At 37.9% G+C, this 18,442-nt stretch carries 20 protein-coding genes; 4 read left to right on the top strand and 16 right to left on the bottom strand.

Annotated elements, in window-relative coordinates; genetic code table 11:
• Position 1 precedes the first annotated feature (1 nt).
• The 5 genes from R2S08_RS27755 to R2S08_RS27735 all read right to left on the bottom strand — a co-directional run bounded on the left by R2S08_RS27755 (position 2) and on the right by R2S08_RS27735 (position 7,213).
• A complete protein-coding gene (locus tag R2S08_RS27755; RefSeq protein WP_316838154.1) occupies positions 2-3,229 on the bottom strand; it encodes a hypothetical protein in 3,228 nt (1,075 codons plus the stop codon).
• Between the two features lie 77 nt (positions 3,230-3,306).
• A complete protein-coding gene (locus R2S08_RS27750) occupies positions 3,307-4,215 on the bottom strand; it encodes a hypothetical protein (RefSeq protein ID WP_316838153.1) in 909 nt (302 codons plus the stop codon).
• A complete protein-coding gene (locus R2S08_RS27745) occupies positions 4,212-5,252 on the bottom strand; it encodes a hypothetical protein (protein WP_316838152.1) in 1,041 nt (346 codons plus the stop codon). The genes R2S08_RS27750 and R2S08_RS27745 overlap by 4 nt, the downstream gene beginning before the upstream one ends.
• 1 nt (position 5,253) lies before the next feature.
• Positions 5,254-6,189 carry a hypothetical protein gene (locus tag R2S08_RS27740; RefSeq protein WP_316838151.1) on the bottom strand — a complete coding sequence of 312 codons (936 nt, stop codon included), beginning with the start codon at positions 6,187-6,189 and terminating at the stop codon, positions 5,254-5,256.
• Between the two features lie 397 nt (positions 6,190-6,586).
• Positions 6,587-7,213 (bottom strand): Uma2 family endonuclease, encoded by a 627-nt coding sequence (locus tag R2S08_RS27735; protein WP_316838150.1) that lies wholly within the window; start codon positions 7,211-7,213, stop codon positions 6,587-6,589.
• Positions 7,214-7,418: 205 nt separating this feature from the next.
• On the opposite strand from R2S08_RS27735, the gene R2S08_RS27730 reads away from it, so the two are divergent.
• The gene (locus R2S08_RS27730; RefSeq protein WP_316838149.1) at positions 7,419-8,243 is read left to right on the top strand and encodes a hypothetical protein; all 825 of its coding nucleotides are present in this window, start codon (positions 7,419-7,421) and stop codon (positions 8,241-8,243) included.
• 16 nt (positions 8,244-8,259) lie between these two features.
• On the opposite strand, the gene R2S08_RS27725 is transcribed toward R2S08_RS27730, so the two are convergent.
• The 3 genes from R2S08_RS27725 to R2S08_RS27715 form a co-directional block, all read right to left on the bottom strand.
• A complete protein-coding gene (locus R2S08_RS27725) occupies positions 8,260-8,703 on the bottom strand; it encodes a DoxX family protein (protein WP_316838148.1) in 444 nt (147 codons plus the stop codon).
• A gap of 70 nt (positions 8,704-8,773) precedes the next feature.
• Positions 8,774-8,992: a hypothetical protein gene (locus tag R2S08_RS27720; RefSeq protein WP_133780794.1), complete on the bottom strand. Its 219-nt coding sequence runs from the start codon at positions 8,990-8,992 to the stop codon at positions 8,774-8,776.
• 159 nt (positions 8,993-9,151) lie between these two features.
• Positions 9,152-9,754 (bottom strand): DUF5025 domain-containing protein, encoded by a 603-nt coding sequence (locus R2S08_RS27715; RefSeq protein ID WP_133780792.1) that lies wholly within the window; start codon positions 9,752-9,754, stop codon positions 9,152-9,154.
• Between the two features lie 347 nt (positions 9,755-10,101).
• Here R2S08_RS27715 and R2S08_RS27710 point away from each other — a divergent pair, with 347 nt between their 5' ends.
• Complete coding sequence (locus R2S08_RS27710) at positions 10,102-10,395, top strand: HigA family addiction module antitoxin (RefSeq protein WP_133780790.1); 294 nt, start codon at positions 10,102-10,104, stop codon at positions 10,393-10,395.
• A gap of 64 nt (positions 10,396-10,459) precedes the next feature.
• Here R2S08_RS27710 and R2S08_RS27705 read toward each other — a convergent pair whose 3' ends face one another.
• The 6 genes from R2S08_RS27705 to R2S08_RS27680 all read right to left on the bottom strand — a co-directional run bounded on the left by R2S08_RS27705 (position 10,460) and on the right by R2S08_RS27680 (position 16,214).
• Positions 10,460-11,467, bottom strand: coding sequence for a YhcG family protein (locus tag R2S08_RS27705; protein ID WP_133780788.1), 1,008 nt, complete (start codon positions 11,465-11,467; stop codon positions 10,460-10,462).
• The gene (locus R2S08_RS27700) at positions 11,464-11,622 is read right to left on the bottom strand and encodes a hypothetical protein (RefSeq protein ID WP_166644059.1); all 159 of its coding nucleotides are present in this window, start codon (positions 11,620-11,622) and stop codon (positions 11,464-11,466) included. The genes R2S08_RS27705 and R2S08_RS27700 overlap by 4 nt, the downstream gene beginning before the upstream one ends.
• A 413-nt stretch (positions 11,623-12,035) precedes the next feature.
• On the bottom strand, positions 12,036-13,736 hold the full coding sequence (locus R2S08_RS27695) for a peptide-N-glycosidase F-related protein (protein ID WP_316838147.1): 1,701 nt from the start codon (positions 13,734-13,736) through the stop codon (positions 12,036-12,038).
• Between the two features lie 377 nt (positions 13,737-14,113).
• Entirely contained in the window at positions 14,114-14,512 is a 399-nt protein-coding gene (locus R2S08_RS27690; RefSeq protein WP_316838146.1) for a hypothetical protein, read from the bottom strand.
• Between the two features lie 275 nt (positions 14,513-14,787).
• The gene (locus R2S08_RS27685; protein ID WP_316838145.1) at positions 14,788-15,117 is read right to left on the bottom strand and encodes a hypothetical protein; all 330 of its coding nucleotides are present in this window, start codon (positions 15,115-15,117) and stop codon (positions 14,788-14,790) included.
• A gap of 434 nt (positions 15,118-15,551) precedes the next feature.
• Entirely contained in the window at positions 15,552-16,214 is a 663-nt protein-coding gene (locus tag R2S08_RS27680; protein ID WP_316838144.1) for a Crp/Fnr family transcriptional regulator, read from the bottom strand.
• 88 nt (positions 16,215-16,302) lie between these two features.
• Here R2S08_RS27680 and R2S08_RS27675 point away from each other — a divergent pair, with 88 nt between their 5' ends.
• Positions 16,303-16,671, top strand: a complete 369-nt coding sequence (locus R2S08_RS27675; protein ID WP_316838143.1) for a VOC family protein — start codon at positions 16,303-16,305, stop codon at positions 16,669-16,671.
• Here the strand turns inward: R2S08_RS27675 and R2S08_RS27670 are convergent.
• The gene (locus tag R2S08_RS27670) at positions 16,668-16,964 is read right to left on the bottom strand and encodes a hypothetical protein (protein ID WP_316838142.1); all 297 of its coding nucleotides are present in this window, start codon (positions 16,962-16,964) and stop codon (positions 16,668-16,670) included. The genes R2S08_RS27675 and R2S08_RS27670 overlap by 4 nt on opposite strands.
• Before the next feature lie 85 nt (positions 16,965-17,049).
• On the opposite strand from R2S08_RS27670, the gene R2S08_RS27665 reads away from it, so the two are divergent.
• On the top strand, positions 17,050-17,877 hold the full coding sequence (locus R2S08_RS27665) for a KilA-N domain-containing protein (RefSeq protein ID WP_316838141.1): 828 nt from the start codon (positions 17,050-17,052) through the stop codon (positions 17,875-17,877).
• Positions 17,878-18,079: 202 nt separating this feature from the next.
• On the opposite strand, the gene R2S08_RS27660 is transcribed toward R2S08_RS27665, so the two are convergent.
• Positions 18,080-18,379, bottom strand: a complete 300-nt coding sequence (locus tag R2S08_RS27660) for a hypothetical protein (protein WP_316838140.1) — start codon at positions 18,377-18,379, stop codon at positions 18,080-18,082.
• Positions 18,380-18,442 lie beyond the last annotated feature (63 nt).

Raw genomic sequence — 18,442 nt, 5'->3', positions numbered from 1 at the left:
GTTAGGGTTTATAGTGATAGATGTTGTTCTTGATGATATTTCCATTCTGGTCCTTCACGTTCTTCAGCCGCTGGAATTCATCGTATTCGTAATAAGTGGTTTGGCCTTTAGCATCAGTTTGACTCGATATTCCAACCATTGGATTATGGATGTAAGTATGGACTTGAATAGTTGAATTATTCCTTAACGGCAACAAAAAGGTCTCGATTTCTGATTTACTTGGAACAGATCTATTAGAAAATGCTTTTACAGCTGCTGCCCCTCCTAACGCTTGTTCTACCGTGTTGTAATCTGCATTTTTAATCTCAGCAATAGGCAATTGATTATTGTAACTCCACAAATAACAAACCTTGATTCCTCCTTCATTATTTAAATTAAGTAAATTACCATAGTAGTCGTAATTGTTAAATCTGATCCGGTTTTCCAACAATTGACTACTTGTCGAAAGCTTTTGAACCAGAGATGGCTTTATTACACCGTTAAAGTTTGCATAGCTGGTAACGTCTTTTGAAATCAGTTGATCATTAGAATAGGATGATTTTTCAATAAGAACATCATTCATAAAATTACTCCGAAGTAAATCCGATCCATAACTACTATCCTGGTAATCGACGGAATATTTATTTAAAGTTTTTGATGTCTTCCCATCACTATTTTGTCTCTTTTCTTGATTCACCAATAAATTGAGCGGATTGTAACTCATCTCTGTACGAACAGTTAAGGGTGATGGCCCGTCGTAATTAGTCTCTTCAATTGCGGAAAGTTTAAATGTTCCCATTGAAATATAATAATCTAATTTCTCCGCATATGCATCAAAAGGACATTTACCGTGCGGAAAGCTTTTAGTACGCCAAACATTAGCAATACGATCTGAACGATTATTAATGCCGCCATATTCATAACTTTTTTCCTTGACTAAGGCAAAATCACTTGTGTTGGGGTTGTAACGATAAATGCCTTCATAAATTGGCTGACTAGCTTTAAACAAACTGTTATCAAAGTACTCTCTACCTCCAGGTAATGTAGGATTATAAATAGAACTTGGGTAATAGCCTGGGTTAGTATCAAAATAAGAAACGATTTTACCGTTTGGAACACCGGCTGCATCATAGCTTGTTTTAGTTACCTGATTGTAGACTATCTTTGCTCCAGAAAAATCAAAAGTACTATACGTTGCTGAACCAACATAAGTAATATAACGAGAAACGAGCGGATTACAGGTACAAGGTGAAGTATAACAAAGATAATCTACCTCCGTTGATTTATAATAATTATCCGATAGCGACTGGTCATTTCGAGTAATCATTCCATTGTCAATTCCTCCCGCATTACTAGAGTACGTATAGGTATCTTTATTTAATAATGCGCCACTATTATCGTAATTGAGTATATCTCTAATTCTTATCCCTGCCCCATAGTTGATTATACTTTCAGAATATCTTCTCTTACTGGTAACTGTTATTTTAATAGATGTAGCAGCAACGTCATCGATTATACTTCTGATCTCATATTGGTGGTCAGCTGTCAACATCATACCATAGTCCGTCACCAACTTTTTTGTAAAGTCACCCGTGTGTTCAAAAACCCATTGGGATCCGTCTGTAAGATCTTTTATCCATACCTTCTGTGCCACATCTGCCGCACTTGGATTAGTATGGGCAGAGAACTCTATACTAAAATTAACATTGTTCGTATAGGCATTTTGGGGCCAGGTAAATGTATTTGTTGCAGTACTTAATTTATTTTTTCCTATTCCAAAGTTACTCAAGTAAGTTACAGTATAAATTGAAATTTTGGATACATCTGATTTGTATCTATTTGATTCAAAATTAAATACAGTATAGCCTTTTGTGGGATATACTATCTTTTCAAGTATCCCGGCTTTAACATGTTCCGGGCTTCCACTCCTGTTTCCTGATCCAATAAGTGAACCATTGTTCTGATAGACACCTAATTCAGAAGCCATAGGCACAGTATTAGGCAATAAGTCGTTAAAGGCTGTTCCATTATAATATCCCCAATAATCCTGGCTATTAGAATTATATTCAGGTAGTGTGGTGGTATTATATTCAAAGCTATGTATTTGTTGATCGGAACTGTTATTGATGTTCTCCTTTTTAAATGCCTTTAAACGCAATCTATAAAAGTCCTTAAATGTCTTATTTGGATCCGAAACAAAATAATCATGATCCAAACTATACTTCTCCACCCGGGAATACCCAACATCATTTTTATTAAAAACAACTATGCTATCCAACATTCTACCCGCGTAGTCTTTCCTACCTGTACCCGCATAGAATTTAACTTTTCCGTTTCTGAACAAAATTTCATCAGGTACCATGTAACTTATAAAATAGCTGGATGTACTTGTTGTTGTACCCTGATCTACCCACATACCACCACCTCCTTCTTCCATTTTATATGAGTGATATTGTGTCCTTGTAAATTCATCATTGTCTACCCCACCAGAAGCCACTGTATTATACGTAAAGGAGATCGAATCCCTTCCGTCAACACTTAAGATTTTTGTTAGGTACCAAGATTGTATATTTGTTTTTAGTCCTGTTGTATTATTGTCACTGCTCATTGTCTGCTTAGCCGTGAAGAAATATTTTTTACCATCTATATCTCTAATGGTATATACGTTATCTGGCGTGATTCGGGTAATTTCAATCCTCTCATCGGGAATGGATTGGAACTTACCTAAGTCTTTTGAATATATAAATCTTCCTGCTGTGCCTGATGGTAGAGAATAGCTAAACATATCAGGATGGGCATCAAGAGAGTTGTCTGCAAAACGACCTAACAAATCAATATCTGTTGATGGAAGGGCCATAATTTGATCGGCGGTATAAGTTGTCTGAAAATATCCATCAACTTCCTCATCCGCTTTCCCTCTTACAGCTCTTGATATAACACCTCCAGAATTTAGAGACCAACCCAGCCCAACCCAAGTTGATCTTTGGTTCACTTGAACACCTGAAGCATTATAACTCAAACTAATTGGAATTTTTATTCCACCGCTATTGATTTCATAAATTGGTAAACTTATGGAGGGCGTACCAGAAACCAGCGATACAGGTACAGAGCCATATTTACTAAATTCTGCTGCCTCTGGAGCCAAAGGCATTACTGGGGTTAATTTCTGTGTCTGCCCATACCCTTCTTCTAAGAAAAAAAGATTGATTAGCAAAAACACTAAAGGAAAAAAAAGATTTTTTATCATCATAAAGTTTATTTGTGTTTGTCTTTATCGTCCTGGAAATCTTCTATTTTCCCGGACAATGAGAGAATTGAATTATTCGTTTATTTATTCTGTTTTTCTTCGCTTCGTTTAACTCGTTTTTCAAGTTCAATCAAATACAAAGTCAGCTCCTCTATCTTCTTGAGCAGCTTCCCATTCATTTCGCTTAAGTTTATCCCTTGTTCTTCCGCCTCTGCTGCAGAAGGAATCCCTGGCAAATGGCCCTTCTCTTTGATATGTTTTTCTGTGGCTTCTAAAGTAGGAAGACTGTAATCTGATTTGAATACATAGTCTGGCCAGTTCTGAGTTTCTACTTTAACCTCTTTTGCACGGATATTACCATTAACAGAAAGCTTTTCAGAGGGAAAACTTATTCCTATACCCACATTCCCATTCTCTATTGCCTTAATCGCCAAATTCGCGCCATCAGGCAGGTAGCTATTCCCAACATACAAGCTCCAATCGTTAGTCATAGGAAGAAAGGTTTTCGCCGTCAAATCCGTACCTGCCACATTTAATGGTATCCATCCGGCATTCAGATTGATCGACCTGACTTTTATATGAACGGGTAGGTCACTTGTGGTCACACCTAATACGTTAACTGCCCGAATCCTAAACCGGGGGTAAGCATATTGCGTATTGCAATCCACAGTAAAACAATAGGAGTTGGATGGATTTGATGAATATCCATTACTATTAATCCTTCCTACTTCCCTCCATATATCAGGATTATAATGTGAAATACTTGCTAGATGAGATGCAGCAGCCGCGACATTTCCTCTGGTATAGGTAATTGAAATCTCATAGTTACCAGAAGCTCCGGCATCCATGGGCTGCACGACTAAAAATTCAATATAATCCCCCACTTTAAAATTTGCGGGAAAAACCACCGTGCCACTCCAATCTATATTGCTTTGAGCAAAGCACAATTGATTAATCAGCAACAGCCCTAAGAGCATTATTTTTTTCATTTTTTATTGTTTTTAAGTTGTCGGATTTGAGCTTCCTGCTCATTAATTTGTATCGTTTGTTCTTTTACTTTAAGCTTTAGATCGGAGACATTTTTATTCATGTCGATCATATACAAAGTCAGCTCCTCGATCTTTTTCAGAAGCTTCCCATTCATATCTCCAACTTCAACCCCATCCGCTTTCACCTCTGCTGCAGAAGGAATTCCCGGCAAATGGCCTTTTTCTTTGATATGTTTTTCTGTTGCTTCTAAAGAAGGAAGTGAGTAATCTGACTTGAACACATAATCTGGCCAGTTCTGAGTTTCCACCTTAACTTCTTTCGCCCGGATATTACCATTAACAGAAAGTTTCTCCCGTGGCGTGGTGGTACCAATTCCCACATTTCCATTTAAAGCATTCTTATTAGAAGCAAGAATTACATCCCCGTTAGATTTAAAGCTCAATGGAGCAAAATAACCTCCGCCTGTGCGAACAGCATAGAACTCCAAAGAAGACTCTCCAATAGGTGTATCTGAAAAGTATCCGTCTTTACGATGACTGATATTCCAGATATGCGGTTTACCTACAGCAACCGAAGCTTTATTGCTCACGGCTAATTGTATATCCGTGTAAGCATCCGCATTTCCATCACCCGTCATTGTAATTCCTCTCCTCGCAGTCCCCAGATTGATTTCTAAAAAATCTGTTGGAGTTGTAGTTCCTATACCAATATTGCCGCTTGGAAGAACCGTCATCCTTGAAGAACTATTCGTCACTAAAGAAAAAGGATGATTACTTAGAGTTCCTAATATACCTCCGCCAGGAGCACCATAATACCCTGTGACATTAGTCCAGAAACCACTTTTAACTGTCTCTGTAGAAACGAGTATTTTTGAATTTAGATTTCCGCGCACTTCAAGTGCCTGTTGCCAACCTTCAGCATTCTCAGGATTTAAGGTTCCAATCCCAACATTTCCATTCGCTGGAAATACATTGGTTTGTGCAATAGAAAGGCTAACAGAGCACGTTAACCCTATAAGAGCGAAATATTTCAGCATATTATTTAATTTTGGATTTTAAGTCTTGAATTTCCTTGTCTTGCCTTTCCATGCTCTTTTTCATGTCAATCAAATGCAAAGTCAACTCCTCAATCTTTTTGAGCAGTTTAGCATTCATATCTTCCAGATCAATTCCATGAGTTTTTGCAGCCTCGGCAGAAGGAATCTCCGGCAGGTGCTTGTTCTTTTTCACAAAAGCTTCGATCTCAGATAAAGGCTGCAGCTTATAATCGTCATCAAAAACATAATCCGCCCAACTCCCCTGCAACTGGACTTTAACAGATTCAGCAATCATGTTTCCCGCAACAGCAAGCTTATAGCCCTTTGTATCCCGGGCTCCAATGCCCACATTACCGGCAAAATAATTAGGTGAAGCCCCATAGAAAAGAGCAGTTCCTTCTTTAGAAATCCCATTAGAATTAACATAGGGATCTCTCCCAGTTTTAAAAGTATATGTGGGGCCATTCATTTCTTGAAAAGGTAAAGGATTGGCAACCCCATCATATACTACAGGAGAGGAAGGATAAAGAGATTTATAAAAATAGGTCGTTCCACCGCCACGCAACCAAATAATGATTTTGGCCGATGAGTTGGCAGAAGATACATCTTTCCACCCTGCAATAAAATCTAATGTTATTGAAGAGTTATGATCTTGAATAATGTTTGCATCAATAAAATTAGCACCATTCCCCCAATTGCTCACATGAAAGTCAAACCTAGCAATCAATGAGCCTCGCCAATTGCTATTTGCATGCACAGACGAACGTCCTATCTCCAATTGAGAAGCAACATTGTCGTTCCAGCCACCATCAGTCCAAAGTGTTGGATAAAACTTATCAAAATCACCACCTACAGTAATGCTACCAGTAGTTTGTGCTTTTAGATTTAAAATAGTGCCCGCAACAAAGAAAAGCAGACAAAAAAGAGTGTTTTTCATAACGCCATTTAATTTTGGCGCTAAGTAAAATAAACTCAGTGCTACCCCACTGCACTAAAGAAAATGTTGATAACTTTTTCAAATGACCGTCGAAATCCAAGATTCAACACCGAAAAAGCTAATGAAAAACCAAGAAGTTCCTGTATCCCAACTTGGTAATGTAAAAGGACAGTTGAAGTTTAAGATATCATATCCTCCTCGCTATCGCCATCACGTCATCCTGAGGAGGCAGTTTTTGTTCAAACACATTGGGGTATTAATGAAGTTTGCTATCACCTCATCGTCATGCTGAATTTATTTCAGCACCTCGGAAGAGAAATTCGATCTTTCAAGTGCGGGATCCTGAACTAAATTCAGGATGACGACCGCACTTTGCAAAGAGCATAAATAAACCGAATTATTTCAATACTCCAAAAACCTCTTCCACATTCAACCTAAACCCAGGCAATATATCAGAAACAAACTCCCCGCCAACATACCGCAAACCAGCCTCATACACCCCATCCAAATTCAACACATACTTAATAAAAGATCGACCGGTTGGGCTAACGAGCCAATATTCTTTTACACCAAACTCCTGGTAAATATTAAATTTATTGATCAGTTCCTTTTTAGAATTCCCGGGAGACAATACCTCCACCACAATATCCGGAGCACCAATACACCCTTTCTCATCCAATTTAGCCTGATCACAAATCACTGCAATATCCGGCTGAAGAACCGTAAAAACTGCCTTATCCTCTAATGAATCATTAGGAAAACGGACATCAAAAGGAGCAATAAAAGCTTCACAACGATGCCCCTTCAAAAACATAAATAACGCCACATAAATCCTTCCGATTATCCTCTGATGTGTTGTGGAAGGCGAGCCCATTTTAAAGATCTTCCCCTTAATCAGTTCTAAACGATCCTCAAATTTCCAATTCAAATAATGCGCATAAGAGTAAGTTCCTGACAAATCAATATCATTAACCTGATGCACAACCGGATATTCAACGTTATATTTTTTTTCCTTCAATTTCATAAATAAATAAAAATATAAATTATTGATTTAATTCATAAATCAAAAGTAATAAAAACTAAAGAAAAAAGCACAACCGAATAAGCTTCCCCGCAAAACTCAACATCAATAAAATATAGTTTCACGACTAAACCATTCAAAATTCCAGCTAAAAATTAAATTAAAAGAATACCGAATAGTTCATTAAATTTGTTTAAACGCCACCTCGATGAAAAAAAACCAATATAAACCCGCAGGTAAAAGAGCAACTATTTTTCTTCTCAAAAAAATACTGACAACACTACCCGAACTATTGCAGGACATTGCTCCGGATGGATTTGAAAACTCCATATACCATCAGATCCTTTACGGCAACCTGGAAAAAGATTACATCAAGTACAGAACCCTGCGCATCACCCAATACAAATGGTCTGCCTTCTGGTCCAGAAAACCAGCCTATACCGCAAAACTTTCCTTTGCCGACTTCAAGAAAACCTATAAAGCCGCCAAGCCCAACCTACCCGCAGAGATCCTCTCATTAACCGCCAAGGTTATGGTGCCCATATTCTCCAAATACCATGTTATCTACGATGAAAAAGGACTTGACCACGGGCTGGTCTTTCAGAATTACTTTAATGAATATTTCCTCAAAGCAGCCAACAGACTATCCATATTTAACAATTATCGGTTCAAGGAAGAAGACCTTTTTGACCGGTACATTTATGATAAAAACATTGACCTTGCCCCTTTCTATTGCTTCGTATTCCGGAAATTCAAAGAACTTCAACTCCGTTTTTACTACGAAAGATCCTGGCCAGAATTTGACAGTTTTATAGAGTGCCTTGAACAAACCATATTAGAGCGGCAAAAAACAGAATCCATTGAAGAATACAATCCCGAAGAAGCACTGCTCAAAGAAATGAGCATAGACCAGCAAACACAAGAACTACAGTACCAAAGAAACCTCCAGTCTGCCGCAGAATGTATGGTACCCTGCGAAATGGTGAGAGCGTACGTAAGCGTACACGGAGAATATCCCGATGGCTATTTATAGAAAAACCAACAAAGCATCACGCAGACGCTTTCTCTTTCTTTCTACCCTCTATGGATAAAGCACCATCTCCTTCTATCAGGAAACAAACAAGCCCCAGAAGCACAGCACATGAAAACCAGAATTCAGAGTAAGGCGCAAAGATATTCTGAGGAAGGTTCACAAAGAAAACAGCAACCAGCAGAACCGGCAAATTAAGCAAACAAAACATTCTGGTGTGCGTACCCAATGCTATAAGAAGCCCTCCAATAATGTGCAGCACAATAATCAAATGTGCCAATAAACTGATACTTAAAGCAGCACCAAGCTGAGTATCTTCCATTAAACGCGTAAATGCATGCAGGTTTACAGCGAAAGACACACCTTTCCAAATCAAGGTAATACCTAAAGCAATTCTGATGTAATCTAACCAGGTTGGGTGATTCCGATCGCCCCAATTCTGAATCTTTTCAAATACGTTCATAGCATCTATTTTTGGTTAGATCAATATACGATTTTTTATTTGAAAAAATAAGGTAACAAACTGAAGATCTTTAGAGTAACTCACATAAATTACGATCAACAATTTTCTTATTGCCTAAGCACGCCATTGCATAAGATTCAATTCCTTCCGTTAACCGCGCTGCATTTTTGGGACTTTGCAATAAATAAAGAGTTTCCTTCCACCCCTTTTTTTCCAGTATTGAGCGCATAGTTATACCATCAATTTTCTTTGCAATTTTAATGTATTTCGAATTCCTATTCTCGTCCATATTGAGCTATTTTATCCACCCTTTGTTATCTAATAAAAGGAAAAACAAAAATAAGCAACTATAGCTGAAATAAACTAAAAATTAAATAATATTAATAATATGAAATAAAATTAGATTACCTCCAAAAAAACGAAAGAAATATCAAAAAATGGAATAGTTCTAAAACCGAACTTTAAACTCCCCGTTCTTAATCACAACAGAATCCGAAGGATTCTTAATATTATACAACACCCCGTTCAGTCTCCCCTCAACAAGAGGCACCAGACTCCCTTTAATGGTTTCATAATTGGTAATCAGCACTTGAAAAGGCTTTTTCTTTATATTAGCCGCGTATATTTTCTGATCTGTCTCCGCCGGCCCAGTTTTCTTTCTCATCGCGATATAAGTACCCGTTACATTATAATAATCGTCTTTACCCGTAATGAAAAAAGTCTTCTTGGAAATATTATAGATCTGAAACTTTAAATCAGAAGCATACCCTTCCTTAAACGCCTCTTTAGGCACCACTACATTTACCTTATACAAATTGATATTGCTGCCCTTTGGCATCCCAATACCAGTCCATTGTCCATTAAAAAGAGCTCTGTTTTTTTCCAGAGAGCTGTGCACAGTTACCGGTTTATCATTAATAAATGCGTAAAAATGCTGCGAAAAAACCTGAGCCTGCTGGTCAACCTCCGGATCTATTTTCTTGTTCTTTTCACAAGAAATTCCAATGATAGCGAAGATAACCAGAAATACAATCGTAGAAGTACATTTCATTGATGATCAGCTTGGTTGTTTCAAACTTACAGAATAATTCGGATTTGACCAAGCTATAAACAAGAAAGCACTCCAACCTTGGATGACATCCAGGAACACACCTCTAGAAAAGCAAAAATTCCTGATAAACAAGAAACACTAACTATAAAAAACACCAGTCGATTCTAGTCAAAAAAATATTCAAAAAATAAATATATTTCATTGTATTACAGTATATTAAAAATTAAATATTCAAATAAAACCATGTGGTTTTCCAGAATAAAAGATAGTACTTTTAGGAGAAAAATACAGGAACTAAATCAACAGTTCCAACAAGTTAATTTGAAAAATTATAGATTATCATTAATATGGAAATGCTACCAAACGTACATCCCGGTGAAATACTACAAGAAGAGTTCTTATCCCCATTGGGAATTACCCCCTACCGTCTGGCTAAAGAAACGGATATACCCCAAACAAGAATCTCTCAAATTATTAAAGGAAACAGACGAATTACAGCTGACACCGCAATAAGGCTAAGTCGTTTTTTCGGTAATTCAGTAAAATTTTGGCTTGGTATACAAGATGATTACGATGTAAGAATTGAATTGGCTGAAAAAAAAGAGGAATTTGATCACATTAAACAATTTGTTTTACACTGATGAACATGACCATTTTGTTAGTCCCAACAAAATGGTCAGAAATCAAATTATAATCGTAATTTATTTAAGCTCTACGATCAAGCTCAAGCCTTATCCTGTCTTGCTCTATCAATTGTTTTAATTCATCTTCTGTAGGTAAATAAGGCATATATTTAGTTGCAAAGAGCCTTGGATTATCGTTAATAACAGAATATTTCACAACAGTCTCACTTTTTTCAGTACAAAGAATAATACCTATGGTGGGGTTATCTCCTTCTGGCATCTTTAAATCATCAAACATTCTGCGGTACATATCCATTTGACCAACATGCTGGTGAGTTAGTTTTTCCGTTTTTAAATCAATTAACACAAAACATTTAAGCAAATAATTATAGAAAACCAGATCAATAAAGAAATGGTCTGTTTCAGTACCAATTCGAAACTGCCTTCCAACAAATGAGAAGCCCTTTCCTAGTTCAAGTAGAAATTGCTGCAGGTTTTCTATTAAGGCCATTTCAATTTCAGACTCATTTGCAGTTAAATGTTGCTGAATATTGAGAAATTCAAAAACATATGGATCTTTGATGAAATCTTCAGGTTGATGCTTATCCGGTTTCCCGGCCTCCATTTGATTCTCATTTTTGTGATCTGAAGATAAGAGCCTGTAGTAGTAAAAAGTATTAATGTTACGTCCTAGTGTTTGGACTGTCCACCCATGTTCTGCAGCTTCGTTTAAATAATATATTCTTGCATCCTCATTTTCAACCCTCATAATGAGTCTATTATGACTCCAAGTCAATTTGCTACACAATGTGTAGCAATTCTCATGATTACGATAGGTGAGATAAAACTGGCGGAAATTGCGCAAATTAGCATAAGAAAAACCTCTGCCAAATTCGGCTGTCAACGCCATGGAAAGTTCTTTTAGAATGCCTTCTCCATACGCAGCTCTTTCTTTTCCCTGCTGTTCTTGCTCAACAATACGCTTTCCAATCAACCAATAAGCTTCGACCATTGCGGCATTAATCGCGGTATAAGCTTTTCGTCTAGCCACGGCTAATATGCTTTTGATTTCTTCTATATAAGTAATCATAGCTTAATATTTACTTGTTTAACACCACCTTTTCCCAAACTGATCATTTTGTTGACGCCAACAAAATGATCAGAAATCACATTTTCAATATTCTTGCATTCATAACGTGCCCCCTCAAACTTTTGAAATAACACCCGGATATACTCTTTTTTCATGATTAGTCAATTAATTATTAGTTATGATTTACTATCGATACCACTACAAAAGTATGCAAACATACAATCATAATAACCATAAAAATTCATATTAATTAATATATTATCACAAAACAATAAAATAAAAACAACTCCAATATTTTGAACATAAAATTCTGCACCCTCACCGGTCTGCACCCAAGAAAATATGTTTTACTGATCAAACCTTAGAACCTGGAAGGTTCAGAGCGATCAGAAAACATATTTTCCCAATACCAGCAGCTGATCTCACAAATGAAAATAGAATTACTGAAACAAAAACAGCTCGCCGGCGATGACGACGCCAACAGACCAGCCATGAAAGAAATCATCCGTAAAATACTGGAATAAATAAGAATATCTATATACCAATATACATAGATATTCTTATCAATTTATTCCGTGATCAAATAAGCCGATACATAATACTTACTATCCGTTTTCTCAAATTCAGCCTCAGGGATGGATACTTTTAAAGTATGCTTCCCTTTAGCCAATGGACCAAGATTAACAACACGCGTAGGCACCGGACCACCCGGGCACCACGAACGACGCTCCTTGCTAATATCGCCAAAATAAATCCCATTAGGCTGAGTATTATACATCTCAAAAGGCGCACAATTTTGGCTCATCTCCAATCGGATATATTCTTTACCATCCAGATCTAAAATATGCTCCCTCCAATTATATTCCTCTCCACCATCAGCAGCCCCATGCCCCGATGAAATAAGATAAAGAACCGTTGTTTTAGTATCCTGAGGAAGTTCAAAATTTACCTGTTTACTGTTTTTTCCAGCAGATTTATCTTTGCCGTCCAAACTATAATAACTTAACAATGAAATCCCTTTTTGCGTAGAAAAATCTTTCGTTTTATCGCTGATTAAATCAACAGACACGTTAAAAGTTAATAACGAACCATCACAACCAATTACCTCCCGTTGCCCGGCACCAGTTGTACCAAACACCTCCGTCAATAAATAAACATCCTTTCCACCTTGCTTTATCGTATTAACCATTTGGTCTATCTGCGCTTCATAAGGAATATGGTCGGGCTGACGAGTAAGATACATAAACGGCGTCATGATCCTTAAAAGTTCAAATTGCTCCCCTTTTTCCAAATTATAGGCTTCACCCTTTGGCATCACAACCAAAGCTACATGGCCAATTCTATCATAGTTATCGCATCCCGATTTGATCGTAACCTTTATCTTTAATGTCTTACCAATCTTATCTATTTCGGCCGGGCTAAGCTGACGCAAATACTCGGCATTACTAATACGAGTTACACCCTTAGCCACTGGTTGAGTAACCTTTTGCGCATAACCATCATAAAAATCAACACCTTTTAAAACATTAATAGTTGATGTTTTATCTGTTAACTTAGATAAAGCCGTTGTAATCTCCTTACCCAGCTTAGTGTTTTTTTGTTTGGCTGGCAGCCGATCAAAGAATTGTTGCGCTTTAACTGCACTCAAAGCAGAACCATCAGTACTGACATACATGAGCAGCGCTTCAGCAGCATAAGGTTTGGCGATATTTTTCGATAAAAATTCCGACAATTGAACAAGTTTCAGGTTTTTCACACTATCTATCTGCGCATCAACATTTTTTGCACCAATAGCATCTCCAGCTTTTACCGACCTCTTTTTCCAACCCAGTAAACGCAATGAAGTATCCAACTTTAAATACGGCTTTTTAAAAGCCATATAATCATCATTCACCACAGATCCAGTGATGATGGACTTACGCAAATAGCCCTTCGCACTAACATTGACCACTCCTTTAGAAAGGTACAAGCTTAACGAATTAGGATCAGCCGCAGCATTTGGCGAAGTATTCGGCTTAGTAAATTGTAACGAAGCCTTAATATCTACATCAGCAGTACTTCTAAAACTAAATTTATTGTCTTTAATTACCGCGCTATCTAAAATCTCCTTTCCGTTCTTTTGATAGCTAAAATAAATTGCCCGATTGGCCGAATCATAACCCGGTAAATTAACCGATCCCTGTAACTGAAAAGGAACATCATTGTTCTTTTGCGCCATTAAACCCGTCGTGGAAATACCTGTTAATAAGAGCAATAAATATTTTTTCATATTTAAAATGTTTTGTTTGTGTGGTTCTAAAATAAGTCGATCCAACTTTCTAGTAGTGGTGGTGGTGGTGGTAATCGTAGCTAAAGATAGCTCAAGGATGATCAAAATCCGAAATTTTATATCAATACCAAGCGATTTAACCCGTCAAAATCATAAAAACAGCCGGAAATACTCCGGCCGTTTCTATTTCAACTGCTCCAAAACCAGATCAAGCTTCAAACCCGTATACTCGCAAAACTCCTCAACCGTAAGCGGCAGGTTATTCTGCTTATCCATAGACTTCTTAATAGCCATAATTAGCCGGCAAGAAGCAGTTCTACCCCTACCCGTCAACACCTGCACGTCCTTTGTATACACAAACAACCTTGCCATAACACTCACCCCTTTCCATCCCCTCTAAACATCCTGACACAACCGGCCATCAAGGTCAAACCCCGCACTGCTTTCCTAAAATCATTCCCACTCCCCACCCAGCTAAACACCTTAACCATCAAGCCAGAAGACCTCCCATCAGGCCTCCACAAACACAAAGACAACACCTCCAAATCAAAACCACACTCAAAAACCAGCTGCACACCCCGGTCATCAACCAACTCATAATAACACTCCTGCATCCCACCAGCAGCAATCCCCTTAGCCAGCAACTCCATCTCCGCCACAAACTCCAGCGCCCTAACCAAGCGGTTCACCCTAAAAAGTATTCCCTCATTCTTAAAAACCAAGCAAGCCCGGTTCCTCTTCATCAAATAAATGTTCAATCGTAAATGGTTATTCATTAATATTTAAGTTTAAAATTGATTAAAAAATAAAAACCCGCAGAACAGAGCATTACTGCCCGCTGCGGGTTTCCTGTACCCAAAATTGTGGTTGCCGTCATCCCGGACCTGATCCGGGATCCTGAAATAAATTCAGGAAGACGGACAGAGAGGTCACCACCCGGAAAAGCTAATACACCAACCAAGTCTGCGCCTAGGAAAAATATGTTTTCATGATCAAGCCTCAGAGCCTGTAAGGCTCAGCGCGATCAGAAAACATATTTTTCAAAAAAAGGTTATTGCTTACTCACTACACCCGGCCCATAAGCCACTTCAGCATCACTACTAAACCCCTGATCACTGATGTAATCCTGCAACGTAGGATACACCGACGAATCAAACACAACCTTACACGGCACCGAACCCGCAGCACCACAACTCGGCGTAGAACCCGTAGCCAGCGTCCAGTTGGCCGCATTCCTCGCACCAGCAGACGTACCCAAATTGTACGTGTAAGCAATTAAACCCGCCTTTTTACCAGACGCTGCTTTGTTAAAAGCAAAAGCCGCGGTCAACCCGCCAGCACACAGCACGACCATTAAAGCCGCTTTAAACGATTTTTTCATGTTAATGAATTTTAATGTAAAAAAATAGATGATTTATATACTCTACCCGCGTTACGTACCGCGAAGAATATTCAAGAAGAAACAAGCGGGTACCAGAAAAACTGGCACCCGCGGGTATTAACCGACAACACCAAAGCCAGGGCTAACCAAGCCAAGAACGGCAGCAGTGTTTACTTTAATTCGAAATATAAATGGGAAACCGAGATGCGTAATATTCATAACAGAGTGCTTTAATTTTGATATATCCAAAGATAAATCACCTCAAAAAAACATCAGCCGTTAAATCGCGGGATTTATCCGCTTTTTTTCATCAGTATATAATTTTGTTTTTTAATGGAGATGAAGCTATCATGAGCATATTTTTCACTAGTGTCTATTGATTTTTGTGTTCAAGAGCTCGCAAGCTCGGTTCATTGCTATTTGTAAGCGTTTGCTCATGATGGTTTCACAGGTAAAATTTTATTTTTCAGCAAAGCAGAACGGATATGCTGAAAATGATCAATAGAAAGATAAAGATGACTCGCTATATACTGATCCTGAATCAACCTCGGCAGCTTCAGCAACATTGGAAATTTGGTATAAAAATCAATCACCCTTTGTTCACCCGTTTTACCCAGCATTTCAACCACCAATAAATCCTCATCGTAAAGATCTTCCTTGGTCACCATAGCCAATTCCTGCATGCCAGGTACTTCCACATAACCCCTTTGCATTTGCTCATAAGTAATTTCCAAAACCAGGCTGTCTTTTAAAATCATCAGGTTATATATTGATTTCTTATGACTCAGAAAACCCTGTCCCGCAGCAATCCAGCCAGGTCCAATAATCTTAACCACCCGCAGAACACCCGCTTCAGTAAAGTAATACACAATGATAAAACCCCTGGCGATAAAGTAGGCACTTTCGGTGATGTCTCCTTCTTTATGGATCACATGAGTTTCCAGGCAACGCTTGGCCACCATGACATCTTTCAGGTAATTGTCAAAGGGCTCACCCAGATCTCTCACCTTTTTAAGGATTTCAAGCAATTTAGCCAGCGTATTAGGGTTCATAGGACAGATTTCCATCAGTTCCCGTTCAGATTTTTTGAGTTTCATTAATTTAACAGATTTAAGTTTTTTTTGAATTTTTTATAATTTTATATTAAAACGTTCGTCATTGATAAATAGATCAAAACCAAGACTTATGAAAGCATTCAGTTCAGCCACAGTGATCCATGTCAGCGATTTTCGTAATTCCCTGGATTATTACACCAAGATCCTCGGTTTCACTTTTGATTTCGAGTTCGGAGAATATGCAGGCCTGTTCATTGACGAAGTCTTCATTCACATCAACGGATCTGGAAACCCCGGCCGAAAAAAACCCGTAGGAAGCGCACACCTCTGCATAGACATAGACCATGTAGACGACTACTACCAACGTCTAACAGCCAACGGAGCCATCATATCCGTAACCCTCGGAGACCGTGTTTACGGAATGCGGGATTTCGCGGTAGATGATCCCGACGGAAACACCCTGGTCTTCGGACAAGCCATAGCCCCCTCCATACTTTAGAACTCCGTTACACTCAGTTCCGCCTTTCCGTTTTTATACAGCAGCATCAGGTTTTCCATGCTGATCTTTTTAACATCCTCAGGATATTGAAGGTTGAATGCCTCAATAAACCTTAATGGCGAATTAAAAGCACATCTCAGCTGAAGCCGCACCTCATTTTCCTCATGATTGCGAAGCATCACACTCACCTCAATAAGTTGATCACCATGAAGCGCGGCCTCAACACCCTCTTTACTGGTAATGAGATTAGCATGAGTCCAGAAGTACTGGACCAGGTCACTAGTTTTAATCATAAAATTTATATTTGGTTAGACATTAATAAATCAATTAATTAGTATTATTTTTAATTATAAAACAATAATTTATTTTAATACTATTATGAAAGAACAAAAACAAAGCATTCCAGTTAAGGGAATAGACGTTTCCATTTTACAAAAAGATCAGTTAGACTATATCTCTTTAAGTAGTATAGCCTTTTATAAAGACAGAGAAAGAACAGACTATATCATACAAAACTGGTTAAGAAACCGCAGCACTATTGATTTTGTAGGCCTATGGGAATTACTTCATAACTCAAATTTTAATTCCATCGAATTCGATGGAATTAAAATGATCTCCGGTACAAATAGTTTTTCTTTAACCCCAAAAAGATGGATAGAAAGAACCAATGCTATTGGGCTCATTGCAAAAGCAGGAAGATATGGTGGAACCTTTGCTCACAAGGATATAGCCTTTGAATTTGCAAGTTGGATTAGTCCTGAATTTAAGCTTTATCTTATCAAAGAATTCCAACGCCTAAAAGATGAAGAAAACAGCAACAAAAATCTGAACTGGAATCTCCAACGCACATTGGCCAAAATTAATTACAAAATACATACCGATGCAATAAAAGAAACGCTCATTCCTTTAACAATTAACAAACAGCAAAAGAACCATATCTACGCTGATGAAGCCGATTTATTAAATGTAGCCATGTTTGGCCAGACAGCTAAACAATGGAGAGATAGTCATTCATCAAACAAAGGTAATATACGAGACATTGCCACAATAGAACAACTGGTTGTTCTATCCAATTTAGAGAGCATAAACGCTGTATTTATTAAACAAGGACTTTCTCAAATAGAACGCTTAGAGCGATTAAATGAAATCGCCATCATTCAGATGCGCTCACTTCTTACAAACCCCACCGTTAAGCAGCTCTCATAATAGTATTAAAATATGTCAAAGAACTATCGCTTAGAAATTCAAGAATTATTTCCAAATAATTCCATTTCTAAGCATTTTTTTGATTTTAACGAAGCTTTAAAAACCGCTGGTAAGCGGCAGTAATTTTTTGTACATCTTGCAGGCTAGACATCCCGCTATCCACCCCCAGCCCCCTCAATGGGGACAATATGGCGCCTTACCTTTATGGTGTGTTAGTTTCCTCCAACCTCTTCTCCTTTCGTTTCTTCTTTTCAAAAAACTTAATACTAGACAGTGCCTTTCTACCTATCTCTTCTTTACTTAACAATCTCAAAAACTCATCAACAGACAGTTCAAAATGCTCCAGCAAACGCATCCCCATTAAAAAGCTCAGTTCCTTTTCATTGCGGATGATGTCAGTTAAAGTGCCTCCACTTATTTTAAGCACCTCTGCAATGTCTTTTCTATACTGCCCCTTTTGCTGTATCAAGTAATCGATGGCTTCGCCAATGGTTTTGTTCATAGTTTAATGTTTTTTATAAATAGCGTTTGTTACGTTTTTTAATAATTGTTTGTGAGAAAGAAA

This window comes from Pedobacter nutrimenti (assembly GCF_032678445.1).
Lineage (GTDB): Bacteria > Bacteroidota > Bacteroidia > Sphingobacteriales > Sphingobacteriaceae > Pedobacter > Pedobacter nutrimenti_A.
This window is presented reverse-complemented; position numbering and strand designations above follow the sequence as displayed.